This is a genomic window from Lysinibacillus sp. S1 (genome assembly GCF_044986265.1).
Taxonomy (GTDB): Bacteria; Bacillota; Bacilli; order Bacillales_A; family Planococcaceae; genus Lysinibacillus; species Lysinibacillus capsici.
Genome location: NZ_CP173154.1, coordinates 531,894 through 558,518 on the forward strand (window position 1 = coordinate 531,894; position 26,625 = coordinate 558,518).

Below are 26,625 nucleotides of genomic sequence, written 5' to 3' on the forward strand. Positions count from 1 at the left end.
CCTTCTTTTGCCGAGTAGCCTAAATTTCCTTGCATCGCTTCACGGAGCCACACACCATATTGATAGAGTATCGGTTGATCCAGACCAAAAGCTGTTTCAATGCGTTCTTTCTCCGCTGTCGATAACGTTTGGGCATTGCCACCATAATACGCTGCAGCTGGATTACCAGGAGCCGCATGCATCAGGAAAAAAGAGAGGAAGCTCACGATAATGAGGACAATTGTCCCCATTATCACGCGCTTCCCGATCCATTTAGCGATCATGCCATTTCCACTCCTCGACATTCCAGAGGAAGCCTGCCCCATGATGACCTAAAATGCGCTCTTTGACGCCACTAATCTGCTGATTAATACCATACACAGCATCCACATAGGCAAAGTAGGCGAATGGTGGATCTTGTGCTAGCTCCTCCTGTAATGCCCCATAGACTTCCTTACGTTTTTCAGGATCAACGGTTGTACGCCCCTCCTCTAGCAATGCATCCACTTTCGAATTGTTATAGCTACCGTAATTGTAGCCAGCACTTGTGAGACTGGATTCACCAGAATGGAAGAGACTATACGTATGATGGTCAGCATCATACGGGCTTCCCCAGCCAACCATAAAGGCTTCTGTTTCTTCAATGACAATATTGCTCCAATCGAGTGCAGCTACTTGCACATCTGCCCCAATCTCTTTATAGCCTTCTGCCACATAATTAGCCATGTTCACACGCACTGTGTCAGTAATAGGTGCCGTAACAGTAAATGCTAATTTTTGATCATTCTTATAGCGGAAACCATCCTCAGCTAGTTGCCAGCCCGCTTGGTCGAGTAGCTCGTTTGCTTTATCAAGGTCATATTTATAATGCTCAATGTTGGCGTTTACAAAGGCATGCTTTTGTAGCGGTGAGTATGCTTCTGTACCGTATCCATGTAAAATGCCTTTGACAATACCTGCACGATCTGTCCCATAGCTAATGGCCTTGCGAACAGCAACGTCTTGCCAAATAGGATACTTCATATTAAAGAGAACACCACGATAATCTGCTGATTCCACCTCGTATAGCTTTAAATGCTCAACCTTCGATAGCTCCTCTACCTGATTCGGGTCTAGTAACGCTATATCGACCTCACCCGATTTTAGCTGGAGCGCACGCACATTACTATCGGGGATAAATTTAAAAATTACTTTCTCGATAGAAGCTTTTGTGCCAAAGAAAGATGGATATGCCTTTAGTGTCAGGCTTGTCCCTTTGTCCCATTGTTCAAACATATACGGACCCGCACCGATTGGCTGCTGGTTAAATGTAGCGGTTCTCATCTCTTGCCCTTCAAAGGCATGCTTTGGTAAAATTGGCACCGTTAATTTGTCTAATAGCGGTGTAAATGGCTCATCTAATTGGATAGTCATCGTCATGTCATTGACCTTTTCCATTGACACAACATGGCTAAAATCAGACTTTAAATAGGAACCGTTTGCATCATCCAAAATACTGTTAATGGTAAACATAATATCGTCCACCGTTAATGGGTGCCCATCATGGAAGGTTACATCCCTGTGAATCGAAATGGTAAACGTCATCTGGTCATCTGATATTTTAATACTTTGAGCAATATCATTGATGGGTACATTATGCTCATCAAAGCGCATCAGACCTCTAAATAAAAAGGCATCTAAATTGGTTTCTTCCAAAAGAGGATTTAAGCCTGCAAACTCAGACTCTGAGGCAAAAACAAGCTCATTTGCCTGGGCAGATGATGTAGCTGTCGGTTGTTTCTCTCCTCCTTGATTAGACGAGCAGCCCACAAAAACTACCGCTAGCACCATCAAAAGTATCAATACGGAAAACTTTTTCAATTTAATATCTCCTTTATCACAACAGAAATTACAGCAATGCTGCGATGTACTCGAACATGCGGTTTATTTCTTTGTGAAGTGTTCGTTGCTCCTTGGCAAGCCATCTACAATGAATGGCTTGATCTGTCAATTTTGTCACACTCGCCTGAAGGGACTTTTCCTGTTGGATTTGATCCTGTAAATCCCTTATTTGAAGTTTGTTAACCGATGGAGAGACAATCCACAAAGAACCAATATAGCGTGCCTTTTCAAGCAAGCCGATTTCGGCAAAATTCATCTCCTGCGGCTTAAACTGCAACGAGTCATAAGCTATCAAAGTATCCTCTACATAGATCTTGTATTTGGATTGGAATGTTTGATAGTCAAAGATTTCTCCTCGCATTTCTCTACCTGGAGCAACAATTTCTCCCCAGATCAATGTCGAGCTTTCCTTCATACGAATGGTTGTATGTACCTGAAATTTTGCTCGTTCAAATGGAATCGTCACTTCAGGGAGCCATTCTAATCTCGCCTGCTCTGCAAGTTCCACCTTTATAGCTTGTGTACAAAACTCACCATTGTGAGAAGGGTAAATTTTTAATGCTGATTGTTGCTTGAGCTTCACCTGACTATCTGGCGCTAGTGTAACCGTAATTTCATTGCGATCTCCCGCAACCATGCCCCCTGGGGATTCCAGGATAAAAACGGTGGCTGCTGGATGATTGCCTTCGTAAAGTTCACGACTGGCCTTTAATGGGGGTTGCTGGTACACATGAACCAGTCGTGTATAGCCCCGTCTCGGTTCAAAGGCCATCTCTAATTTGCCAAAATGATTAACTTTGCTAGGGTTAAACATCTTCTTCAACTGCTTCGGCACCTTCAAGTAACAAATGGTGCTGAATCCATTCAACCACCTTATCTACATTCGTTTGGGAGCGAACATCTGCAAAAATATATGGACGTCCARCACGCATTTTTTTCACGTCCTGATCCATTAGCTCAAGATCAACCCCAACATGAGGAGCTAGTGATGTTTTAYKAATMAGCAATAAATCTGAACGTGTTAGCGCTGGACCACCCTTACGTGGGATGTCCTGTCCCTCTGCCACATCAATCACATAAATATAGCCATGCACGAGCTCAGGACTAAATGTTGCCGATAGATTATCGCCACCGCTTTCAATAAAAATAATATCTAAATCTGGAAAGCTTTTATTCAAATCATCAATCGCAGCAAAATTCATCGAGGCATCCTCTCGAATGGCTGTATGTGGACAACCACCTGTTTCTACCCCAATAATTCGCTCCTCTGCTAACACGCCGTTTGTGATTAAATACTGTGCATCTTCTCTTGTATAAATATCGTTGGTAATCACGGCTACGTTGTAATGCTCATGCATTACCCGTGTTAATTGATCGACTAAAGATGTTTTGCCTGATCCAACAGGCCCACCGATACCAATACGTACTGGTTTCATGTATATCCTCTCGCTTTCTATGAAATAAATAATCTCGAAAATAAAAACTCATGCTTCATGGACGCCAGTTCAATACCTAGTGCATTGTTGGCTAGATCATCCATTGTTAACGTCAACACCGTTTCGGCTGCTTCCTCCACAGAGGCTAATAGCTCATGTAATGCTTGCACACCTGTATTTTGACCAAAGGGTACAGCACGGACAGCATTTTGCACTAAACCACTAATTGATGCGTACATAAAGGTCATGATTGCATGAAAAACGTTCACACCTAGTGCTTCACAATAAATCCCATAGAGAACTGCATAATGGCCTTTTACTTCTTCATGGTCAATCTTCTCTTTCCATTGCAATAAAAAAGGACTCTCCATTAGAGGGGCTACTGTTCGCATAAATTGCTTCCCTACATTGACACTAGCATCTCTAGATTCTTTCGCTAGCTTCATTGCCCCACAAAGTTGGTCGAGCTCAATAAGATGAGCAACATCTCGTCTTTTAGCTGCATGGAATGCCTCTTGTATTAGAATTGCATCACCGTAAACTACATTGTGAAATAAATAGACCTGACAAAACTCAACTAATTGTTCCTTTGTGCGAATGATATCTTCCTGAATATACGTTTCCATACCATAGGAATGTGTATAGGAACCGATTGGAAATGCGGAGTCATGAATTTGCAATAATTGTAATAAGGATAAATTAGTGAGCGTGTCCACGGTATTTGAACGGTTGCTTGAAGCGTCGTTCAGTTGTTTCATAGTGCACCCCAATTTCATCTAATAATGGATTAATCGTATGATCTGCTCGTACGATGATTTCATTGTTTGCAATCAAGCTAGGAGTATGACGGTTGCCCAATTCAAAGGCAGCTTTCCCCATTTCATACATATCTTTTGGTGTAATGACGATAACTGGCTCCAATTTTGTACGAATTGCAATTCGTCGTTGCTCATCCTCGAATAATAGGCACCATATTGTAGAGGCTCTTCACCCTCTATACGTAAAGCGATATCTGTTCCTTGATCCGTTGCTGTGCGAAGAATGCGTTTGCTTAATTCCTCCCACTCTAGCTCAATCCATTCCGTTGCCTTTTGTGGATGTTCTTCTTCATTCGCTATATTGCCAATAATTTTTTCTATTAACATATGGTTTAGCTCCTCTTTTTCTTTGTATTCGCTGTTACACTCATATCATGTGCTTAGAATAAGAAATAGCGTTGTGCCATTGGAAGTACATCCACTGGCTCACATGTTGCTAGCTCCCCATCAATTTTCACTTCATAGGTTTCTGGATTAACATCAATCTKCGGAGTGGCATTATTAAGCTTCATGTCATCTTTACGATTATTTCGGCAATTTGAAACCGTGCCAATCATTCGYTTTAGGCCTAATTTTTCTGGCAARCYTTCKTCCACAGCAATTTTCGGTAAAAATGTCATGCCGCAATGCTGTGGCCCTTGACCGTAGAAGCCATATGTTCGACGGCCTTTCATTGGCTGTGGTGTAGGAATGGAAGCATTTGGATCACCTGTTATGCCATACACAGCAATACCAGCCTTAATGACAACTTCCGTCTTCACCCCAAAGAACGCTGGGTCCCATAAGACAATATCCGCTAATTTACCTTCTTCCAGCGAGCCTACTTCATGGCTTATGCCATGGGCAATAGCTGGGTTAATATTTAGTTTTGCTATATAACGCTTAACGCGATAATTATCGTGATCCTTGCCTTCATCCTGTGGTAATGGACCACGCTGTTTTTTCATTTTGTCTGCTGTTTGGAACGTTCGGATTGTGACCTCACCAACACGTCCCATCGCTTGTGAATCGGAAGACATGATGCTCAAAATCCCTAAATCCTGCATAATATCTTCTGCTGCAATAGTTTCTGGGCGTATGCGTGAATCTGCAAATGCCACATCCTCTGGTACATCATGCTTTAGATGGTGACAAACCATCAGCATATCTAAATGCTCATCAATCGTGTTTGTCGTAAACGGTTTCGTAGGATTCGTCGATGCTGGCAAAATATTAGGTAAGGAAGCCATCACTAATTGGTCTGGAGCATGACCGCCACCCGCACCTTCCGTATGGAAAATATGAATGACACGGCCATCAATCGCATTGATTGTATCTTCTACAAACCCTGCTTCATTCAATGTATCGGAGTGGAGGGCAACTTGAATATCATATTCATCTGCCACCGATAGACTTTGATCGAGTGCAGCTGGTGTGGCACCCCAGTCCTCATGTATTTTCAACCCGATCGCACCTGCACGAACCTGCTCGATAATAGGCGCAGGATCAGATGCACTACCCTTTCCAAGCAAACCAACATTGATGGGGAATCCCTCTACAGCCTGTAGCATGCGATGCAGATGCCATTCACCAGCCGTTAAGCTTGTCGCTTTTGAGCCTGCTGCTGGACCTGTTCCACCGCCTATAAATGTCGTTGTCCCTGCTAATAATGCTGTTTCCACCTGATCAGGGCTGATGAAATGGATATGCGTGTCGATTGCTCCTGCTGTTGCAATAAGCCCTTCGCCTGCATAAACCTCTGTTCCCACACCTATGATCATATCCTGATCCACACCATCCATACTGTTCGGATTGCCTGCTTTCCCTATACCGATAATGCGACCATCTTTGATACCGATATCTGCTTTTACAATCCCTGTATAGTCGATAATCATGACATTGGTAATAACTGTATCCAGCACACCTTCATTGCGTGTATTTTTACCATTTTGCCCCATTGAGACGCGTAGTGATTTACCACCACCAAAGACCCCCTCATCACCGTATGAAGTATAGTCCTTCTCAATTTCAATCCATAAATCCGTATCGGCTAAACGGACTTTATCGCCCACAGTGGGGCCAAACATTTTCGCGTAAGCTTCATGTGTTACCTTCATTTTTCTTCCGCTCCTTTAAAGCCACCTTCAATTGCCTTGTCCAAAATTTCGTCCTTATGGTGGGTAGAGCCCTCTGTTAGCATATTTAAGCCAAAGACATGTTGTTTACCACCAAATTCGACAAGCTCCACCTCTTTTTCTTCCCCAGGTTCAAAACGCACAGCTGTTCCTGATGGAATATTGAGATGCATACCAATCGCATCTTGTCGATTAAACGCTAGAAATCTATTAACCTCAATAAAATGAAAATGGGAACCTACTTGTATCGGGCGGTCACCTGTATTCGCCACCAATACCTTTTTCGTTGCTCGTCCCACATTGATTTCAATCACTCCGTTTTTCGGTCGAATTTCTCCAGGAATCATCCACAAACACTCCTTTTACTGAATTGGACGGTGAACTGTGACAAGTTTCGTCCCATCTGGGAATGTACATTCAACCTGCACATCTGAAATCATGTCCCCGACACCTTCCATCACATCTTCCGCTGTCAGTACATGCTTGGCATCACTCATAAGCTGTGCTACCGTTTTACCATCTCGAGCACCTTCCATAATAAAACTGCTAATTAGAGCGACAGCTTCTGGATAATTCAGCTTTAAGCCCCGAGCTTTTCTTTTCAGCGCAAGTTCTCCTGCCACATGGAGGAGTAATTTTTCTTGTTCAACTGGTGATAGCTTCAATCCAATCTCTCTCTTTCTTTTATTCAGAATTATCTTTCAATAATATTTTTTCGAGGCATGACTTCCTTTCAATTTTTTGTAATGGTCTTACGATTCAGTTTTAGTTACATTTAGTTGTTGTCTTACAAATTATGATTTCGCAAGGGATATGCGAAGAGAAATAGAAATGACTTGTTGACCCGGCGAGTGCGGGTTGCAATAGTTGAAGTGAGTAATAGAGGTAACAGCTAGTCCATTATAAGAAACTCGATTAGAAAATTCAACATTTTTATTTATCTGTTAATTTACAAGTTTACGAAATAAATAATAAAAAAAGAGGCATATTTTACAGAAAATTTGTCGTCTGTAAAAAAGCCTCTTCTCGAATGTGTGACAGGAAGATAAAAATTATACTAAAAAACTTATAAAATTATTAATATGTGATAGTTATTTCAGGGCTAAAAAATCTTGAAAATATCAATTTCTTACCTAGACATGAAATTGATTTGTTAACTTTTGTAAGTTATCCGCTTGGACACTTAAATCCTGTGTGACATGATTAACTGCTTGCATTGAGGCTGTTTGCTCATCCATTGAATGTAAAACAGCTTCTGTATAATTCGATAGCTTGCCCATGCCAGCTGCGATGGTTGTCACAGTGGATGCCACTTCATTGGCGCTACTTGAAAGCTGCTCAGCTGTCGTCGAAATATCCTCTAGCTGACTTGTCATCTGACTAACATGCTGTGAAATTGTGCCAAATGATTTTGTCGCTTCGTCAATTACATACACTCCTTGTTGAACATTTTTCAAATCATCTTCTACTGATGAGGCTACTTGTTTTGTATCACTTTCTATTCCTACAACTAAATCCACAATTTGCGTAGCAGAGTGCTTTGATTGTTCTGCTAATTGACGCACTTCTTCAGCTACAACGGCGAAGCCTTTACCATGCTCCCCAGCGCGTGCTGCTTCTATGGCCGCATTTAATGCTAGTAGATTTGTTTGATCTGTAATGGTAGTAATCATATCTGTCATTGATTTAATATCTGACATTTTAAGGGATAATTGCTGCATCAATCCACTTGTTTTTTCTGTTGAAGAGGAAATAAATTGCATTTGCTCTTTTGCCACATGTAAAATATTTGCACCATTTCCTGCTATCTCGCTAGCATCTTTTGCATGCACAAACACATCTTGTGTGGCTACTGTAATTCGCTCAATGCCATCAACGGTTTCTTGCATAGATTTAGCACTATCATTAGCCGATTGTGCTGCTTGCTTCAAGCCCTCTGACGTCTTCTCCATTTGTTGATCTACTTCTTCCACAGCAAGCGTAATTTCATTCGTACTCGCAGATAATTCCTCGATGCTTGCTGATAAATCTGTAGAGCTGTGCGCAATTTTTTGTGTCATTGTTCGTAATTGTTCCTGCATCTCTAAAAAGGATTGTGCTAGTTGAGAAATTTCACCATTATCACGAACCTCAATGACAACGGTATCTAATTGACCTGCCGTAATTCCTTGTGCAGCCTCTGTGATTTGTTTGATAGGCTGTATCACTTTGTAATGGACATACACTGTGTAAGATAGTGTAATAGCAATTCCTACAATCGTTAACACGGTAGAAAACCAATCCAATGTCGTTACATTGGCTAAATCGATAAATAAAATAACGATCATTAAAACATTTAAAACGGAAAAGCCAAGTAAACTCTTTTTTCGTAAACTCATTACAAATTCCCCCAACTAAAATATGTCTTCCATACCATTATTATAGTTGAATAATCCTAAAATACATAAGGATACGCTCTATTTTATATGAGAAAAGGTCTACAAAAAAAGACTATAGACAGCCTTTTAGGGCATGTCTACAGTCCATAATTGCTCGTTTTATTTTAATTTCATGATACTAGAACCCGCAATACCTGGGTGTGTCATTTCATATGGATCTAAAATCAAGTCTAATTGTTCTTTTGTTAGGACGCCTTCTTCAATGCAAAGCTCACGAATTGAACGACCTGTTAAAATAGCTTCACGTGCTAGACGAGCAGCTACTTCATAACCGATGTGAGGGTTAACTGCTGTTAGCACGCCTACACTTTTTTCTACATATTCTTTCATGCGCTCTTCATTTGCTTCAATATCTTTTAAGCAGTTTTCTGTAAACGCACGGAATACATTATTCATAATGCTAATCGATTGGATTAGGTTGAACACTAATACAGGCTCCATTACGTTTAATTCTAATTGACCAGCTTCCGATGCTAGAGAAATTGTATGGTCATTCCCAATTACTTGGAAGGCTACTTGATTCAGCACCTCAGGCATAACTGGGTTAACTTTACCTGGCATAATTGAAGAACCTGGTTGACGAGCTGGTAACAGGATTTCTCCTAAGCCTGCGCGAGGACCAGAAGCCATTAAACGCAAGTCATTAGCAATTTTAGACATATTAATCATACAGATTTTTAAAGCGCCTGATACTTCTGTGTAGGCATCTGTATTTTGTGTTGCATCCACTAAATGCGTTGCACCTTTTAATGGTAAACCAGAAATTTCAGCAAGATGCTCATCAACAGATTTAATGTAGTCTGGGAAGGCATTTAAGCCTGTTCCAACAGCCGTTGCACCCATGTTCACATCATATAAATTCGGACGAGTTTGACGAATGCGTACGATGTCACGGTTGATCACGCGGCAATAAGCTTCAAACTCTTGTCCTAAGCGGATTGGCACGGCATCCTGTAAATGCGTACGTCCCATTTTAATGACATGAGCAAATTGCTCTGCTTTTTGATGGAAAACGGATTGCATATAATCCATCGTTACTAATAATTCATCTATTAAATTTAACACAGCGATATGAATAGCTGTTGGGAAAGCATCATTTGTTGATTGTGACATATTGACATGACTGTTTGGGCTTACTGTGTGATAGTCACCTTTTTCTTTCCCTAAAATTTCTAGGGCACGGTTAGCGATGACTTCATTGGCATTCATATTGATGGATGTACCTGCACCACCTTGAATTGGGTCTACAATAAATTCAGCATCCCATTTGCCATCAATCACTTCTTGCGCTGCTTCGACAATTGCCTCACCAATTTCTTTTGATAATAGGTGTACTTCCATATTACTTAATGCAGCTGCCTTCTTCACAATCCCCATTGCTTTAATAAGTGAAGAGTGAATTGTGTAGCCTGTAATTGGGAAGTTTTCCGTAGCACGTAGTGTTTGAATTCCGTAATACGCCTCTGCTGGTAATACGCGCTCACCTAAAAAATCTTTTTCTATTCGTTGTGTTGACATTATTGTCGTCTCCTTTTATGTAATACTCACACTTGATAGTAGCTAATAAAAGTCGTATTGTAAACAGTCATTTTTCTGTAAACGAAAAAAATCCTTCAAAAAAGCAAAAAAATCACAAAAAACCGAGCGCATTTCCTACGCTCGGTTGCATTTTATTATTTATTTGACGTTACTGTGAAACGGCTATTAACGTGCTGAGGGTTTTCTAATTCATCGACGACAGCCACTGCGTAATCGGCATAGCTGACATAGCTTTCCCCCGCCTCATTTACTAATAAGTGGTCGACTCCTGCTGTATAGTGACCTGTACGTGGTCCTTCTGGATCGAAAAATGCAGATGGACTAATAAATGTCCAAGTAATGGATGATTGTTGTAAATCCTGTAGGTTTTGTCCTTGATTTTGCGCTGTTGCTAAATAAATGGCTGGGAAATCTGGTGTATCCATCACACGCACTTTTTTCTCTGGGTCCACAAATAGACTGCCCGCTCCCCCTACAACCACTAATTTTGTAGGAATACCTTGGAAAATCGAGATTAAATGACGACCAGCTTTGACATGTAAATCTTCTTGTCCAGCTGGAGCACCGAATGCATTGACAACGACATCGAAGCCTTTTACATCATCTTGCGTCACATCAAACACATCTTTTTCAATTACTGGAATAGCAGCTGTCACTTTTGCTGCTGAACGAACGATGGCTGTGACCTCATGACCACGTTGTACCGCTTCCTCTACTATTTTTTGTCCAGCTTTTCCTGTTGCACCAATTACGGCAATTTTCATGATTTATTCCTCCTAAGGTTTAGTTGTAACCATTTTAGTTACAGGTTAGATACAAGAAGACCATCTCCGTCTAAGTACGAAGCTGATCTAGCACATCCTGTAGCGTCTGTGCTTGTAATTGCTCTTCCATTGCCAGCCACACAGATGTATAGACACCCTCTAATGTATGCTTGATTTTTTGACCTACTGCACACGCTGGATTGGGCTCATCATGAATGGCAAATAACTGCTCTGGCCCATCAATTGCCTGATAAATCGCTAGCAGTGTTAAATCCTTTGGCTCTACTAATAGCTCATAGCCAGCCATGCCAGAATGAGAAGAAAGTAAGCCAGCTTTTTTTAGCACACCAATCATTCTTCTTACGACTACTGGATTGGTATTCACACTACCAGCTATAAAATCGGACGTAAGGAGACTTTTATCAGAGGTTGTAGCAATGAGCGAAAGAATATGGATCGCCACCGAAAATCGACTGTTCACCATATGTATCACCACCWGTTGTAACTATTATAGTTACAGGTGTACAAAAAAGTCAAGCCCTGTCACCTGTATATATTGTTCCCCGTTATGCTGTTGCTAATGTATCGCTTATATTTTTTTTACGTAAATGACTAATTCCTGTCGTATTTGACCGTTGTCCTCATAAAAATCTAAATTATGAAATTCATATTTAAAGTGACCTACAGGAAATGTCACACTTTCTCCTTGCGCTGCTGCCAAAATGCCTGCTACATCTTGTGACACCATATGTAGCAGCTCTTCCCCAGAATAAGAATCGATAAAAATAACGTTCATAAAAAATCACCTCCATAGCCATTATAGCTTAGGAGGCGCTTACATTTATAGTGTATCTTTATAACCTTTCAAACGAATCTCTTCGATGATTTGCATCATTTCTTGAATTTGCTGCTGCGACAATTCGATCTTGTTACAAGAATATGCATGTTGCACAGAACCCATGCTTTGTTCTGGCTCGCTTTGCTGTCGATCATATTCATCTACTAGAAGTACCATTGTATTTTTCACAACTATCACCCCTACAATATAATGGACTATTCCCATTATACCAAATAATGCTAATTATACCATAATAACTATAATTAATTTCTTTTCATCCAGTCATCCAACTACTTGCCTATTTCGTAAAACAAATAGTTAGACCTAGATCTTTGTTTGAAAAAAACAGCAACCAAAATGGCTGCTGTTAGCATTATACGGCAATTGGTGCTTTAATCGCAGGATGTGGATCATATCCTTCAATCGATAAATCCTCAAGCTCTATATCAAAGATGGATGCTTTATTTGGATTGATGTGCAATGTTGGTAGGTTTCTTGGCTCACGTGATAGCTGCTCTTTCACTTGCTCCACATGGTTTGCATAAATATGTGCATCCCCAATGCTWTGAATAAATTCGCCAACCTCTAGGCCACACTCATGTGCAACCAAATGTGTTAATAAGGCGTAAGACGCAATATTGAATGGACAGCCTAATAATGTATCAAGGCTTCTTTGCATTAACTGGCAGCTTAATTTACCATTTGCTACATAAAATTGGAACATCACATGGCACGGTGGTAATGCAGCTTTACTGCCCTTTGCGCCCGCATTAATGACATCCTCAGGATTCCATGCATTGACAATGATACGGCGTGAATCAGGTTGATGCTTAATCTGATGAATGACATCCTGTAGCTGATCAAGGCTATCGCCATCAGAGGTTGTCCAATGGCGCCATTGTTTGCCATAGACATTTCCGAGATCTCCATATTGCTGTGCAAAGTCATCATCTGTTAAGACACGTTCACAAAATGAGGCAAGTTCTTTTTGATACAATGCGTTAAATGACTCGTCTACTAAACAGCGTCGACCAAAATCTGTCATATCAGGACCTTTATACTCATCAGATTCCACCCATTTTTTAAATGCCCATTCATCCCAGATGTGGTTATTATGCTGCAATAGGTAACGGATATTGGTATCCCCTTTAATGAACCATAATAATTCACTTGCTACAAGCTTAAAGGGCACACGCTTTGTCGTTAGAAGAGGAAAACCTTTGCTTAAATCAAAACGCATTTGATACCCAAAGACACTGTATGTACCTGTCCCCGTTCGGTCCTCTTTCTTTGTGCCATTTTCTAATATATGTTGTAGTAAATTTAAGTACGCGAATTCTGGATGCGTCATTTTTCTTCAACAGCTCCTTCAAGTTTGCTGTTGATCATTATACCATTTCACAACGAATTATTGTTGAGCTCCCTTGAAATTTCATTCTCTGTTGTGACAAAAAAAGTGGGCAGCAGGATGATATTTAATAAAACAGGTCCAACAATCACTAATAAATCAATGCCAGGACTAAAGTATAATCCAAATGCTGTAATCAGACCCGATAATACAAGGAACACGATTTGTGCGACAATGATCAAAATCGGCACCAATTGATACAGGTAATTGAGTTTACGGAACTGATGCATATTGTCTGGGTTTTTAATGATTTTCCTTTTTAACCGCCTGGATAAAATAAGACAAGCAAGCAGTTGGATAGCCATAAAGCAAAAATAAATGACACTGTATAAAAGCAACTGACTTTTTTGAATGGTGCCATCAAAATGGCCCACTCTTTGGTTTAATAACTCTTGGACTGCCCCCTCATAGACATATTCACGTTCACTTAAAAAAGTAAAGGGCTCCATAAAGCCAAGCGCTGTCCAATCCTTTGTATTGACAGTCCACTTGGATAATTTACTTGCTAAAATACGCAATTGAATAGGATCTTGCTCGCCAAACATCCCTACTAGATGACGATAGGGAATGGCTACTTTTAGCTGACCATCCTGCTTTTCTTGAAATAAATCCTGAATATAAAAGGTATAGGCAACATCGGATTTATTGGCCTCATAACGAGTCTCACCAATTTTCCAATGATTAGCTAAGGAAGCTTGAATGCCATTTTTCATTTCTGTATAGGGCATATCCTTATGTAAATGCTTCGGAATCTTATAGACAAAATGATGATCACTACCTATGAGACCAATTTCTACCTCGACTTTATCCTGATTCACCGTTTTGGCCTTCGTGGTCAATGGTTCGTGGTCAATGGAATGGTGATCATAGCGATGAGAAAAAAAAGTAAAAGTGTTAAAATGCCTTTTTTCACGCAGAAGTCCCCCTATTCGTCACTAATGATTAAATTTACCCTATCATAGCCATGTCCGAAAACACTATTTCGTTATTCCGAAAAAACAATAGTGGTTTTCCGAAACTCGTTATTTCGGTATTCCAAATTTATCAATAATTAGCGATAATATATAGGAGATTATGATCATAAGCAAATTAGAGGTTTAACAATGAAAAAATGTACTTATTGTATTTTTCTTACATACTTAATACTCGGTATTTATGTGTTAGGTATTACCATCAAAACACCCTTTGTGAGTCTCACTCTCGATACGACAAACGGTCAGCCTGTTTTTGTGGATAGCTATTACCCTCTATGGGCAGAGCAAAAAAATATTGAAAAAGGGGATATTATTGTGGCTATCGATGGGCAGCCAGCCATGGAGAATCGCTACGTTCAACAGCAAATGATCGTTAGAAGCGCCAATGCATTAACGATCCAAAAGGCTGATAAGAGTATTCAAACCATTGCTGTCAAACATCGAGACATGCCAGAAGAATTATATTTGCAAATTTTGTTCCCTATCTTTTATTTTTTCCTAGCTTTTGGTGTCGCACTTTATGTTTGGCGACGCAATCAAAATAATCTTTCAACGTTTTTATTGATCCTATTTTTATTAACTTGTTCGACCGCCTATATCAGTACTGGCGCATCAGCTAGAGGAAATATGATTGGGATGTTTGTCATTAGTAGCTGTATTATTTTATGCATGGTTCTCTTTATTCACTTTTTACAACACTTTTTCAAATACCTACAAATTAAGTGGACCTACCCTCACAGCAAATGGCTGTACTTATTAATACTGTTCATCCCTGGCTTTTATCTAATGGAGGAAATTGAGCCATCATTACGTGAGTTCACACCTATATTGAACCTAAGTTTATTTGCTGTCCTGGTAGTCTATGCAATTTTTATTTTAGTAACGAGTTATTTACGTACTAAATTGGCCAAAATTCGTTTAATTGCGCTTGCCTTTATCGTGCCGTTTTTACCCTTTTTATTATTCTTCGTTACACCTGAAATATTAGGACATAAGCCGATATTACACGCTGAAATCGCCGCATTATTTTTATTATTTATTCCGTTCTCTTTTCTGTTCATTCAGGTGAACGAACGATTATTCGATATTGAATACCAATTATCACGATTACGCTATTATTCAACGCTAGCCTTTTTCAGTGCGCTTCTGTTGACAGCAGGGATTGCCCTGTTATTCATGGGGGAGCTATCCATCGTCCATGTCACAAGTATTTTTTTACTTGTCTTTATGGTGATCATTGCAAGCTTTTATATAAAAGAACGCATTGATTTTAAGTATCGAAAAATTATCTTCTCTTCTACTGGAAATTATGTACATAATTTATATGCAGCCGTTCAGCGTATGGGCAAAGCAAAAAACCAACAAGAATTATTGGATCGTTTTAAATATGAAATCACCGAGAAGCTTGGAACCACAGCGTTTCATATCCGGACAATAACAGACGATTCTCCACAGCATGTAAGCTACTATCCGCAATTACTGTTACATGATGCTGGTGAGGAAAAGATTATGTTAGAAATACGCCATGCTCTGCAAAAGGAAGAGCTGCTTTGGTTAGAATTGCTTGCACTGTATGTGTCCATGTTTATCAATAACTTACAGCAAATTGAGGATTTAGTGCGTGAAATTCAGCATATAAAAAATACCAGTGATACACCGCTTCCTTGGCTCGATAAATTGCTATGGAATATTATTGAGAAGGAAAAGAGTATTTTAGCACAGGAATTACATGATACCATTTTGCAGGAGCAGCTTCATTTAGCCAGAGAGCTTGATGTCCTAGCTGGCTCCCCTACTATTCAGAAGGAGACCGTGCTAGCTATACGCGAGCAGTTATTGAATGCAACGAAGGACTTACGAGAATATTGCGAGAACTTAAGTCCCCCACTATTGGATACCTTTGGTTTACAAATGGCATTAAAAAAACTCATTCAAAAGGTAAAAATAAGGGCTGATTTTTTATTAAGCGCCCAAATTGATCGTGTAGAATTTCAGGATGTCACCCTGCATCTCGTAGTCTATCGTCTTGTTCAGGAGCTGTTAAATAATGCAATCAAGCATGCCGAAGCAACAGAGGTTTCGCTTCAATTACAAGCAATCCCTCAAGGCTTTATCCTTCGATACGATGATAATGGTATAGGCTGCGACATTGACGATTTAATACAGTCCTCTGCATCAATGGGCATTAATGGCATTCGCGAACGTGTCCGTGCTTTTAATGGTGACATTACCATTCAATCGAGCCTTAACGAGGGCATGCATATTTATATACAAATACAAGAGGACGGGGATTCATATGATGAACATACTTATTATAGATGACCATCCTGTCGTTTTAGATGGTACGAAAACATTGTTGCAGGATTTAGCCAATGTTCAAATCGAAACAGAACAGGATTGCGCAGCCGTTTTATCAAGAATGGATACAGCTACCTTTCAGTTGTTTCTCATTGATATCAATATGAAGCCAATCAACGGCATTCAACTATCAGAGATGATTAAGAAAAAACAAGCAGATGCATTGATTATTCTTTACACAGGCTACGAACTTTCCGATTATTATGAGCTATTGATTGAGAAAAAAATTGACGGTCTATTATCAAAGCTAGCGACAAAGGAGCAAGTAATCCAAACCATTCAAGCAGCCATAAGAGGTGAGATTTTACTAGCAGCCGATTTCTTAGACTTTGTTCAGCAACGCACCAACCTGCCGAATGTGCAGCAGGAGGTTCTACTGAGCGATAAGGAACAGGAAATACTACAGCTCGTTGCCCAAGGCTGTACAAATAAAGCCATCGCCTCTGCAATTGGTGTCACCCAGCGCACGGTGGAGAACTATTTATCGAAGCTATTCGTCAAGCTAAATGTAGAATCGCGGGCAGAGGCGGTCATTGTTGCGAAGGAAAAAGCATGGATTAAATAATGAGGAAATAGCGTTTCTTTACTATTAGATTACAAATGTAAATTTTTCCTTACTAAAAACGGAATTTACTGGATATACAAACAATTCTGTACTATAATAAGGGTAATAATTACATTACTTCATTGCTATGATTAAAAACACGTATTCAAAAGTAATACGAGCTTTTGAATACGTTTTTTATATGTGATAGAAGCAATTGATTGTTGAATTTTTTTGGGAGGGTGTTTACATGACACAAGGTACAGTAAAATGGTTTAACGCAGAAAAAGGTTTTGGCTTCATCGCAGTTGAAGGTGGCAATGATGTATTCGTACATTTCTCAGCTATCCAATCTGATGGCTTCAAAACTTTAGAAGAGGGCCAAAAAGTTGAATTCGGCGTAGAAGAAGGCAGCCGTGGACCTCAAGCAACGAATGTAGTGAAACTATAATCTTCACTTAACATAGACGTGCATATAAAAAGAGACATTCGTAAATGGATGTCTCTTTTTTCCTGTGTCAGGATTTATTCATCCTATCAACTTGCACAGGTAGCCCCACCGTATGAGCCATTCCATCCTGACTAATATAAATGAATTTGATAATACTTTTTTGGGCGTCCACGTGTGGTGGACGTGTTGCTTGGTAATTCGTGTGCTAAATTTTTCTCATGGAGCTGCTTTAAAATGCGGTTTGCAGAGCGTACCGTAATGCCAAGATGTGTGCTGAGCAGTTCCCCACTAACAATCGTTGTCGTTAGTTTTTCCAGCATCGCTTCTATTTTTTGTAATTGTAATAAGGGAATATCATATGTCGTACTTAAATTTTTTAGATGCTGTTGTTTTTCATCGTCAAACTGTAGCATCGTTCCATATAGTAAAGGCCCGATTTCTCGTGAATTTTCAATAATGTATCCCTGTGTTTCCTTTGAGGAGCAGAGGGTTGCGGCTTTTTTAGCAAACTCCTGACTTTCAATTAGAGAGTCACCAATTCCCCACCCTATTCTGACAGGAAACGATAGCTTCTCATTTAAAAAATCAACTAAATGACAATGTGAATAACGATTCGTTGTACTTAAAAATTGCTTATACGTCGTGATAATTGCAATAAACGATGCCTCACGATGTACGATAAATGAGCTAGCATACAGTTGTTTGAAATCTAATATAGTTTTATATAAGGCAATTTGCCGATATTCTAGGTCTTCTATATTCGATTTATCTATCGGAATTAAAATATGCACTACCACTACTTTATTTTGGTTAAGCTGTCGAATTCGCAGTTGATTGAGAAAATGATCTAATGTTAATTGCATTGCATATTGAGACGGGTAAAAAGCGATAAATGGTATATTTTGATCAGCTAAGCGCTCACGTATTTCTGCAATGCGGGTAAAGCTCAAATCAACCTTGTTTTCCTTATGCAATTGTAGATGCCATTCAGCAGCTTTATCGACAATATCGCTACTTGCGTACTCGCTCATCGTTTGGCTAAAAAGATAAGGTTTTTTTCCTATCGACCATTCATGAATGCCCAAATAGCCGTTTTCCTCATAGCAAAAGTCGATGGCAATGCGATTCATAGCAATCTTTTTCTCATAAAAAAGCTCCGTAACGGTACGGTAAAAATCACGCTCTGAAATATCAAAATAATGCATGGGTACCGTTGCTTCTTGAAAATGCGTTTGAGCATAAAAATATGGAATTTGTCCGCTAAAAAGCGCTCCATCTCCCCCTTCCAAATACTTTTCTAAAAGCTCATTCAAATGTTCAAAATCAGTATAAGCATAGTAATGAAATTCACAAAAAGAGGGTTTAATTTTTTCAAGCTGTTGAACCCATGAAAGTGAGCGTTTAGCGGTAAAAACATTAATTTTATACATACATATAGCTCCTTAATAAAAAATAAATATTGAAAATAGTCAGAAAATATGGTTTCTTTGTATAAAGGACATAGATTTTCGATGTCTTAAAATAGAGACATTGGATTTTTAAAGGTTAAGTCTAATAAAGTATAAAAGGAGATGAAATTTATGCAAGGGAATTCACAAACAATTAAGAAAAAATCTTGGATTGACAATATGTTAGATAAAATCGAGCGTGCAGGTAATAAGCTACCGGACCCTATCACGTTATTTATTATTCTAGCAGGTATAGTACTAGTTTTATCATGGGTTTTATCCATGCTCGGTATTTCAGCAGTTCAACCTGGGACCGAAGATGTCATTCAAGTAAAAAATCTGCTAAGTCAAGAAGGACTTATCTTAATTTTAACGCAGATGGTTTCAACATTTACAGGCTTCGCTCCATTAGGGCTAGTAATCGTGACAATGATTGGTATTGGTTTAGCTGAGCAAACAGGCTTAATTTCAGCTGTCATGAAGAAAATTGTGATGTCAGCACCTACAAAATTAATTGTACCTTTTATCATTTTTACAGGTTTAGTTGGTAACTTAGCGGCTGACGCGGCATTTATCATTTTACCACCAATTGCAGCCATGATTTTTATGAGTATTGGTCGAAATCCATTAGCAGGCTTAATTATTACATATGCAGCTGTAGCTGGAGGCTTCAGTGCGAACATATTAATTAGCTCTCTAGATGTATTATTATTAGGGATTACAGAATCAGCAGCACAAATAGCAGACCCCGCGTACACTGGTCGTGCAACGATGAACTACTATTTCTTAATTGCTTCGACGTTTTTATTAGTCATTATTGGTACATGGGTTGCAAAGAAGTTTACAGAGCCTCGCTTTGGTTCGTTTCACGGTGAAATTGAAAAGCTAGAGCCATTGACAGCTTTAGAGAAGAGAGGATTAAAATGGGCTGGAATCGTAACGCTAGTTTATATTTTAGTCATTGCTTTTACAGTCATACCGTCGAACGGTCTTTTACGTGATCCTGCCACAGGTGGCTTTTTAAACTCACCTTTCATGGCAGGCATTGTACCTATCATGTTATTCTTCTTCCTATTACCTGGGCTTGCCTATGGGATAGCAGCGAAGGAGGTTAAAAACGATAAGGAAGTTGCGGAGAAAATTTTTAAATCCATTGCAGATATGGCGCCATTTATTGTATTAGCATTTGCCGCTTCACAAATGATTGCCTTTTTCAACTGGAGCAATATTGGTTCTATTTTAGCCATTAAAGGTGCAGAGCTTTTACAAGCATTGAATTTTACAGGTTTACCAATGATGATAGGTTTTGTTTTAATATGTGCCTTTGTCAACCTATTAATCGCCAGTGCTTCTGCAAAATGGGCTTTACTTGCACCAATTTTCGTACCAATGTTCTTATACTTAGGCTATTCCCCAGCGGTTACGCAGATGGCCTATCGTGTAGGGGATTCGATTACAAATCCAATTACCCCTATGTTACCGTATTTCGCGATTTTACTATCTTTTGCAAAGCGCTATGATAAAAATATCGGAATTGGTACGCTTATCTCTTCTTTATTACCGTTCTCGGTGTTTTTCGCAATCGGTTGGATTATCCTCTTCGCCATTTGGTTCCTACTAGGTTTACCGCTTGGCCCTGGAGATTATATTTACTTAAAATAAGGAGTGTTAGAGAATGACAACATTACAACAACAGTTAGCAGATTTATTAAAACAATATGAAGAAGAGACAATACAGCTTCGTCGTCATTTCCATGAAAATCCTGAGCTTTCCTTTGAGGAAGTTGAAACGCCAAAAACCATTGCTGCCTTTCATCGTGCATTAGGTCATGAGGTTCGTGAAGGTGTAGGTGGCAATGGAGTTGTGGCAAAGTTAGTTGGTGGAAAACCAGGGAAAACAGTAGCGTTACGAGCAGACTTTGATGCTTTAGCCATTACGGAAGAAACCGGCTTACCTTTCCAATCGAAAATTAAAGGGCGTATGCATGCTTGTGGCCATGATGGACACACAGCTTCCCTCTTAATCTTAGCGAAGGCGTTTAATCAAATGAAGGATGATTTAGAAGGAACAATCGTCTTTATTCATCAACATGCTGAGGAGCTTGCGCCAGGTGGAGCTATTTCGATGATTAGGGATGGCTGCTTAGAAGGTGTAGATGTTATTTTTGGGACACATTTATGGGCACCCACTGATCTTGGCAAAGTGCAAACAGCTAAAGGACCATTAATGGCTGCAGCAGATGGTATTTATATAACGATAAAAGGCAAGGGCGGCCATGGTTCAAACCCAAGTGACACCAAGGACTCCATTGTCCTTGCAGCTCAGTTTATTACAAATTTACAGCAGCTTGTGGCACGTCGCATCAACCCATTACGTCCAGCAGTAGTATCAATTGGCCATATTGAGGCATTAAATCCATTCAACGTCATTGCTGATCAAGTGTACATGAAGGGTACGGTGCGCACTTTCCACGAGGAGGAGCGTAGTTTGTTAGAGCATGAAATCGAAGAGCTTTTAAAGGCAACTTGTTATTTAACAAAAGCCGATTACGAGTATGAATATGTGCGAGGCTATCCGCCTGTTGTGAACCATGATGCAGAGACTGAGCATATAATGGCGTCCGCAGAGAAAATTGCAGATGTTGAGACTGTTGAAATAGTTGATCCAAATATGGGCGGTGAGGACTTTGCCTATTTCTTAGAGGAAATCCCCGGTGCGTTTTTCTTCACAGGGGCGAAAAACCCTGATTGGGAGGAAGTCTATCCACACCATCATCCGAAATTCGATATCGACGAGCGCTCATTACGAATTGCCGCCAACGTTTTAGGTCAAGCAACGCTAGACTATTTCGCAAAAAATAATTAATAAAAGGCATTACGAAGTGCTACATGCATTTCGTAATGCTTTTTTCGGTTGAATATTTTAATAAGAAGAAAAGGATGGCCAAAGCTAAGAGGTTCTCTCACTAGTTGGAGCAGTTACCTGACTAGTTTGAGCGCTCTCTCCTCACTTTAGAGCGGGCTCCTCCTCACTCAGTCAGGATCACTTAGGAGTCAAGACCCCCTACCTTTAACTAGGCATAGGAATGTAAGCCGGCAATGACTAGATTGACAAATACTTGGTTGAACACAATAATGCCGAAGCCGATGATGGCCAACCAGGCTGTTTTTTCTCCTTCCCAGCCTTTGGATAAGCGGAAATGGAGGAAGGCTGCGTAGAATAAAAAGGTAATTAATGCCCACACCTCTTTCGGGTCCCAGCCCCAATAGCGACTCCAGGCAATTTGCGCCCAAATCATGGCGAATAGCAGGCCACCTAATGCAAATAATGGGAAGCCGATAACAACTGCGCGATAGGAAATCTCATCCATTAATTGTGGCTGTACGCGGCTTGTCCATGGCTTTAATAAGGCACTCACTGATTTTCTTGTGATGAATCGAATGACACCATATAAAATAGTACCCACGATAAATGCCCAGACAATCGAGTTTAATTTCTTGGCATCTATTTTATTTGTGATTTCGACACCACCGATTGCTTCACCCTTCTCGGTGACGGCTCCTTTACTGACAATCAGGGGCATCATGGAGTAAGTGGCTTTTTCTTGCTGTCCCTGTGCATTATCGAATTGTACCTGCACATCTTCTGTGGCAAGGCTGAAAAACGTCGATACGCCAATAAAGCCAATGACAACCACCAAACAATACAACACAAACTCAAGACCGTATGTACTGATAGATTTTTTGGAAACATCCAGCGTTCTTAATAAGTAAATTAAACCTGTAGCAAAGGATACAGATAAAATGGCACTAGAAAAGGCCACGGTCATGACATGAATTGTTAACCAGTGACTTTGTAATGATGGAACAAGCGGCGATACTTCCTTCGCGAAAACGCTTCCATAACCAAGGATGATTAAGGATACAGGAATCGTGAATAAGCCTACCACGATTTGCTTATATAAGAAATGGATAATTAAGTAACTTCCTGTAAGCATGATGCCAAAGAACGTCATAAATTCATACATATTACTGACAGGTGCATGGTCAACCGCCACCCATCTGACAACAAAGTACACGAGCTGTAGGGCAAAGGCTATATAAGTGAGCAATAGTCCTAGCTTACCGAATGTTTTTCTCTTTGATTTGACTGCTAGCCCTAATGGCACAATAGCAATGAGTAGTAGAATAAAGGCAATAAATAAGGCATTGCTACTAATGGATAATAAACTTTCTTGATTCAATAGAATCCCTCCAACGTCTCTTTTTCGGAATATGCCTCCAAATAGTAAGAACGTTATAGCGTGTAAGAAGTGCCATGTTTTCCCTTTAAATATTTTTATTTTTTCAAATTGTTACATTTTTATGACATGGAAATGGGGATGTGCTTGGTAGGTTCAATCATTATGTAGAGGGAACGAGAAAATATCCCATTAAATGGAAGATGACTGTATCACAAAATGGTATGCCTCTATCTACATCTTACAAAAAATTGTAATAAAAGTCTATTTCTTTTTCTATCTACATGGGACAATAATGATGCGCACAAATAACATAACGTTATGTTTCATAAACTGGAGGCTTTTAATGAAACAAAATATTTATGATAATCCGATATTTTTTCATCACTACAAGACATTGAGACAAAAAGCATCTAATTATAACCGTCTTTTGGAGCAGCCCACGATGAAGGCTTTACTTCCACCGTTGACAAATTTACAGGTACTCGATATTGGCTGTGGTATGGGGAATTTCGCCAARTATTGTATCGACCATCAAGCCAAGCACGTAACCGCATTAGATGTTTCGAGCAATATGCTGTCCGTCGCTAAACAGGAGCATGCCCACTCACAAATTGACTATCAGCTACAGGCAATAGAGGATTATGAAGCTCCTTCGGCTAGCTTTGATTGTATAACCAGCTCCCTATCTCTTCATTATGTCAAAGATTTCGATGCGGTCATTGGTCAAATTGCTCACATGCTACGTCCTAACGGTGTATTTATCTTCTCTGTGGAGCATCCTATTGCTACAGCTCGTCATACAACAGATGATAATTGGGTATATGATGACAATCATCAACGTCTGCACTATGCTGTGGATCATTACCAGGAAGAAGGCTTGCGTGAGCAAACATGGTTGGTGGATGTTGTTGTCAAATATCATCGCACTATAGCGACACTGGTCAATACATTGATTACCCATGGGTTAACCATTGATAAAATCGTAGAACCAATTCCAAGCACAGCAGCCATTCAACAACTTCCTTCTATTGAAAAGGAACTACGCAGGCCATCCTTTTTATTCATCAAAGCAAAAAAATAAACGAAAGCCTCACCCTAGATTTGTGGTGAGGCTTGTTTCATATAAATAATTTCTGGGTCTCCCTCATCCAAGTTGTCGATAAAACCGCTTTTGATAAAGCCTAGGTTATGAAAAAGCTGGTGCATACGCCTATTGGATTGATTTGTAGAGGAGAAAACCTTTGCTGTTTTAGCCATTTGGATATAAGCGGTCATTAAGGCAGATGCGATCCCCTTTCTGCGCTCGGACGGCTTGACAATGACTAAGGAAATAAAGCTATAGCCAAAAAAGTCATTGCTAAATAGCAAAAACCCCCCAATGGTATCAGCGGATTGGTATAGCAAACAGCGTTTCTCTTTGATAGCTTGCTGAATTTCTTCCGCTCTGGATGAATCTCCAATTACTTCTTGATCGATTGTACAAAGTGCTTGTAAATGCTCCATTCTTGCTTCAATTATATGATGGCTCAATTTTCAACCTCCTTCATATAGTAGCTCATCACCTTTAGCTCATTTCGAAGTCCCATCGCCTGTCTGCCTTCATCGACAAAGCCACATCGCTTATAAAGTTCTTGAGCAGCTCTATTTGGTACATTGACCCCGAGCACCAGCTCATTGATGGATGGGAAATGCTTGCGAACAAAGTCAGGCAATAATTGGAGTGCTGTCTTGGCATAGCCTTTGCCCTGCTCATAAAAATCAGTGGAAAAGGAACGGATTAATAGCGCCTGTTCGTTGGAGGAGTAAGGCGTCACCCCCTCTTTTTCATGTAAGACAAAGAACGTGACTAGCTTGTTACCATCCATTGCTAAAATGGCATGCCGACTATTATCCTGCTTAGCAAGTGCAATGCTTTCTTTTGGAGACTTTGTATAGCGTAGCTGCTCTTCTGTTAGGGTATATTGTTCTACTAAATTTTTTGCTTTGTCCTCATAGAACATGAGCTGCATAGTCACTCGAATTCCTCCTCGTAAATAGCGGTGAATTCATAGTCTCCCTCTATAAGTTGCTGTAAATAATCCTCAAACGAAGCTGCAATCACCTCAAAGCTATCAGGATCATGGACATAACGAACCACCTGGCCAACTTGTCCCGCTTCATTTGGCGTAAAATCAATATATAGGCTTGATGTGCCCCCATTATTCATACAATCTGCAAAGCAGAGCCGTTCATTTATCGGGACATGCATATTAATCTTTTCATCTACTTCCACATACGCTAAAAATTCCTGATAGCGCTCATAAATTGTTTCACGCTTGTCATGATAATCTTTCACGATTTGCTCCACCGATTTTAAATAATACGGATAATCCCCTAAATCAGAGCCTAGAACTAAAACACAGATCGTTTCTTGCCCATGCTGACAATAATATGTACCATTGACATCCTGTAATAGATCCACCAAAGCTTGTGGGCAGTTCGGAAATACTTCTAACAAGGCCTGAATTTGTGTCTCTGAAGCACCAAAAGCCTGTTGTAATTGTTGCTGCTCTTCTTGTGGTAAGTATTGTAATAAATTCGCAAAATATGTTGTGCGCATCTTAATCCCTCTCTCTTTAACTATGACATATTTTAACATAATTTCTTCCATTCTCTTAGTCCCTCATGCTACTATGGAAGTATGCACAAAAAAAGGGGTGGATTTATGAGTGTGAAAGATGCAGTAGACGTGAAAATATTACCAACAATCGTAGGGTTGTAACGCTACTTGCAGCCCTTATATAAGGGAGAATACAATAATGGAACATTATTTGAAAACATTTTTAACAGGTAAATCGATCACTTTACAACAAATGACTACTGCTGACCTAGAGGCTTTTATAGCAATCGAAAGCGAAATCACCTCTTTGCTACTTGCTAATGATGAGATTCCCTTTCCACAAACTGTAGAGGATCACACCGCTTTCTTTAACAGTATCAGCGGAAAGAAGGAGGAATACTTTTTCGGTATCTATGAAAAAGCGTCACAACAGTTAATAGGCTCCTGTGGCGTTTATGCAGTGAATTGGCAAAATAGCACTTGCTCAGTGGGCATTTCAATTGSGAGAGRGTGGCACGGCAAGGGCTATGGCACGGATGCAATGAAAACGCTTATTGATTTTATCTTCCAATATATAGCTGTTCAGAAAATCAAGCTTCAGGTTTTTAGCTTTAACCCAGCAGCTATTCGCTCCTATGAAAAATGTGGCTTCACAAAAGAAGGCATTTTACGCCAAGAAATTTTCCGCTTCGGTACATTCCATGACGTAGTTTTATTTGGCCTCTTACGCTCCGATTGGGAGAGGAATTAACAGAATAGCACAAGAGAGATACTATGATTGCTGTAGTATCT

Annotated in this window: 27 protein-coding genes and 2 pseudogenes; 7 read left to right on the forward strand and 22 right to left on the reverse strand. The window is 39.9% G+C overall.

Translation table 11 applies throughout. From position 1 onward, the window contains the following. Positions 1-8: 8 nt before the first annotated feature. From ACHZEU_RS02720 to ACHZEU_RS02800, 17 genes and pseudogenes are all read right to left on the reverse strand, one after another. A pseudogene (locus tag ACHZEU_RS02720) lies at positions 9-305 on the reverse strand (hypothetical protein); the annotation flags it as partial. Continuing rightward, positions 253-1,839, reverse strand: a complete 1,587-nt coding sequence (locus tag ACHZEU_RS02725; RefSeq protein ID WP_404803989.1) for an ABC transporter substrate-binding protein — start codon at positions 1,837-1,839, stop codon at positions 253-255. The gene ACHZEU_RS02725 and the pseudogene ACHZEU_RS02720, both read right to left, overlap by 53 nt. 28 nt (positions 1,840-1,867) lie before the next feature. Further along, positions 1,868-2,674: an urease accessory protein UreD gene (locus ACHZEU_RS02730; RefSeq protein WP_404804564.1), complete on the reverse strand. Its 807-nt coding sequence runs from the start codon at positions 2,672-2,674 to the stop codon at positions 1,868-1,870. Continuing rightward, positions 2,667-3,296 carry an urease accessory protein UreG gene (gene ureG / locus ACHZEU_RS02735; RefSeq protein ID WP_404803990.1) on the reverse strand — a complete coding sequence of 210 codons (630 nt, stop codon included), beginning with the start codon at positions 3,294-3,296 and terminating at the stop codon, positions 2,667-2,669. The genes ACHZEU_RS02730 and ureG overlap by 8 nt, the downstream gene beginning before the upstream one ends. 17 nt (positions 3,297-3,313) lie before the next feature. Next, complete coding sequence (locus ACHZEU_RS02740; RefSeq protein WP_231595761.1) at positions 3,314-4,054, reverse strand: urease accessory protein UreF; 741 nt, start codon at positions 4,052-4,054, stop codon at positions 3,314-3,316. Next, positions 3,996-4,441, reverse strand: a pseudogene (locus ACHZEU_RS02745) (urease accessory protein UreE). The gene ACHZEU_RS02740 and the pseudogene ACHZEU_RS02745 overlap by 59 nt, the downstream one beginning before the upstream one ends. 53 nt (positions 4,442-4,494) lie before the next feature. Continuing rightward, on the reverse strand, positions 4,495-6,210 hold the full coding sequence (gene ureC / locus ACHZEU_RS02750; RefSeq protein WP_404803991.1) for an urease subunit alpha: 1,716 nt from the start codon (positions 6,208-6,210) through the stop codon (positions 4,495-4,497). Beyond that, complete coding sequence (locus ACHZEU_RS02755) at positions 6,207-6,575, reverse strand: urease subunit beta (protein WP_016992588.1); 369 nt, start codon at positions 6,573-6,575, stop codon at positions 6,207-6,209. The genes ureC and ACHZEU_RS02755 overlap by 4 nt, the downstream gene beginning before the upstream one ends. Before the next feature lie 15 nt (positions 6,576-6,590). Beyond that, positions 6,591-6,893, reverse strand: coding sequence for an urease subunit gamma (gene ureA, locus ACHZEU_RS02760; RefSeq protein WP_036080666.1), 303 nt, complete (start codon positions 6,891-6,893; stop codon positions 6,591-6,593). A 468-nt stretch (positions 6,894-7,361) separates the two neighbouring features. Continuing rightward, on the reverse strand, positions 7,362-8,606 hold the full coding sequence (locus ACHZEU_RS02765) for a methyl-accepting chemotaxis protein (RefSeq protein WP_048394485.1): 1,245 nt from the start codon (positions 8,604-8,606) through the stop codon (positions 7,362-7,364). 159 nt (positions 8,607-8,765) lie between these two features. Further along, complete coding sequence (aspA, locus tag ACHZEU_RS02770) at positions 8,766-10,184, reverse strand: aspartate ammonia-lyase (RefSeq protein ID WP_004230240.1); 1,419 nt, start codon at positions 10,182-10,184, stop codon at positions 8,766-8,768. Between the two features lie 155 nt (positions 10,185-10,339). Continuing rightward, complete coding sequence (locus ACHZEU_RS02775; RefSeq protein ID WP_257961058.1) at positions 10,340-10,969, reverse strand: NAD(P)-dependent oxidoreductase; 630 nt, start codon at positions 10,967-10,969, stop codon at positions 10,340-10,342. A gap of 70 nt (positions 10,970-11,039) precedes the next feature. Next, a complete protein-coding gene (locus ACHZEU_RS02780) occupies positions 11,040-11,453 on the reverse strand; it encodes an Rrf2 family transcriptional regulator (RefSeq protein WP_048394490.1) in 414 nt (137 codons plus the stop codon). Between the two features lie 105 nt (positions 11,454-11,558). Further along, positions 11,559-11,765 carry a hypothetical protein gene (locus ACHZEU_RS02785; protein WP_036080672.1) on the reverse strand — a complete coding sequence of 69 codons (207 nt, stop codon included), beginning with the start codon at positions 11,763-11,765 and terminating at the stop codon, positions 11,559-11,561. 45 nt (positions 11,766-11,810) lie between these two features. Then, positions 11,811-12,032, reverse strand: coding sequence for a hypothetical protein (locus tag ACHZEU_RS02790; protein ID WP_259955504.1), 222 nt, complete (start codon positions 12,030-12,032; stop codon positions 11,811-11,813). A 148-nt stretch (positions 12,033-12,180) separates the two neighbouring features. Then, positions 12,181-13,158 carry a thymidylate synthase gene (locus tag ACHZEU_RS02795; RefSeq protein ID WP_404803992.1) on the reverse strand — a complete coding sequence of 326 codons (978 nt, stop codon included), beginning with the start codon at positions 13,156-13,158 and terminating at the stop codon, positions 12,181-12,183. A gap of 47 nt (positions 13,159-13,205) precedes the next feature. Continuing rightward, the gene (locus ACHZEU_RS02800; protein WP_404803993.1) at positions 13,206-14,033 is read right to left on the reverse strand and encodes a hypothetical protein; all 828 of its coding nucleotides are present in this window, start codon (positions 14,031-14,033) and stop codon (positions 13,206-13,208) included. A gap of 285 nt (positions 14,034-14,318) precedes the next feature. Between ACHZEU_RS02800 and ACHZEU_RS02805 the strand changes: the two genes are divergently transcribed. The 3 genes from ACHZEU_RS02805 (at position 14,319) to ACHZEU_RS02815 (ending at position 17,542) form a co-directional block, all read left to right on the forward strand. Beyond that, positions 14,319-16,511 (forward strand): ATP-binding protein, encoded by a 2,193-nt coding sequence (locus tag ACHZEU_RS02805; protein ID WP_347724020.1) that lies wholly within the window; start codon positions 14,319-14,321, stop codon positions 16,509-16,511. Further along, positions 16,489-17,112 carry a response regulator transcription factor gene (locus tag ACHZEU_RS02810; protein ID WP_326141383.1) on the forward strand — a complete coding sequence of 208 codons (624 nt, stop codon included), beginning with the start codon at positions 16,489-16,491 and terminating at the stop codon, positions 17,110-17,112. The genes ACHZEU_RS02805 and ACHZEU_RS02810 overlap by 23 nt, the downstream gene beginning before the upstream one ends. Before the next feature lie 229 nt (positions 17,113-17,341). After that, on the forward strand, positions 17,342-17,542 hold the full coding sequence (locus ACHZEU_RS02815; protein ID WP_004230248.1) for a cold-shock protein: 201 nt from the start codon (positions 17,342-17,344) through the stop codon (positions 17,540-17,542). A gap of 131 nt (positions 17,543-17,673) precedes the next feature. On the opposite strand, the gene ACHZEU_RS02820 is transcribed toward ACHZEU_RS02815, so the two are convergent. Next, the gene (locus tag ACHZEU_RS02820) at positions 17,674-18,972 is read right to left on the reverse strand and encodes a hypothetical protein (RefSeq protein ID WP_048394501.1); all 1,299 of its coding nucleotides are present in this window, start codon (positions 18,970-18,972) and stop codon (positions 17,674-17,676) included. Between the two features lie 150 nt (positions 18,973-19,122). Here ACHZEU_RS02820 and ACHZEU_RS02825 point away from each other — a divergent pair, with 150 nt between their 5' ends. Further along, positions 19,123-20,652 (forward strand): AbgT family transporter, encoded by a 1,530-nt coding sequence (locus ACHZEU_RS02825; protein ID WP_048394502.1) that lies wholly within the window; start codon positions 19,123-19,125, stop codon positions 20,650-20,652. Between the two features lie 13 nt (positions 20,653-20,665). Next, positions 20,666-21,856, forward strand: a complete 1,191-nt coding sequence (locus ACHZEU_RS02830) for an amidohydrolase (RefSeq protein ID WP_279494866.1) — start codon at positions 20,666-20,668, stop codon at positions 21,854-21,856. Positions 21,857-22,064: 208 nt separating this feature from the next. Here ACHZEU_RS02830 and ccsB read toward each other — a convergent pair whose 3' ends face one another. Beyond that, complete coding sequence (gene ccsB / locus ACHZEU_RS02835; RefSeq protein WP_404803994.1) at positions 22,065-23,234, reverse strand: c-type cytochrome biogenesis protein CcsB; 1,170 nt, start codon at positions 23,232-23,234, stop codon at positions 22,065-22,067. A gap of 343 nt (positions 23,235-23,577) precedes the next feature. Between ccsB and ACHZEU_RS02840 the strand changes: the two genes are divergently transcribed. Continuing rightward, on the forward strand, positions 23,578-24,315 hold the full coding sequence (locus ACHZEU_RS02840; RefSeq protein WP_404803995.1) for a class I SAM-dependent methyltransferase: 738 nt from the start codon (positions 23,578-23,580) through the stop codon (positions 24,313-24,315). A 14-nt stretch (positions 24,316-24,329) separates the two neighbouring features. On the opposite strand, the gene ACHZEU_RS02845 is transcribed toward ACHZEU_RS02840, so the two are convergent. The 3 genes from ACHZEU_RS02845 to ACHZEU_RS02855 are packed head-to-tail and all read right to left on the reverse strand — an operon-like array spanning position 24,330 to position 25,884. Further along, a complete protein-coding gene (locus tag ACHZEU_RS02845; RefSeq protein ID WP_404803996.1) occupies positions 24,330-24,764 on the reverse strand; it encodes a GNAT family N-acetyltransferase in 435 nt (144 codons plus the stop codon). After that, the gene (locus ACHZEU_RS02850; RefSeq protein ID WP_404804565.1) at positions 24,761-25,243 is read right to left on the reverse strand and encodes a GNAT family N-acetyltransferase; all 483 of its coding nucleotides are present in this window, start codon (positions 25,241-25,243) and stop codon (positions 24,761-24,763) included. The genes ACHZEU_RS02845 and ACHZEU_RS02850 overlap by 4 nt, the downstream gene beginning before the upstream one ends. A gap of 2 nt (positions 25,244-25,245) precedes the next feature. After that, positions 25,246-25,884, reverse strand: coding sequence for an SMI1/KNR4 family protein (locus ACHZEU_RS02855; protein WP_404803997.1), 639 nt, complete (start codon positions 25,882-25,884; stop codon positions 25,246-25,248). A gap of 148 nt (positions 25,885-26,032) precedes the next feature. Here ACHZEU_RS02855 and ACHZEU_RS02860 point away from each other — a divergent pair, with 148 nt between their 5' ends. After that, positions 26,033-26,584, forward strand: a complete 552-nt coding sequence (locus tag ACHZEU_RS02860) for a GNAT family N-acetyltransferase (RefSeq protein ID WP_404803998.1) — start codon at positions 26,033-26,035, stop codon at positions 26,582-26,584. Positions 26,585-26,625 lie beyond the last annotated feature (41 nt).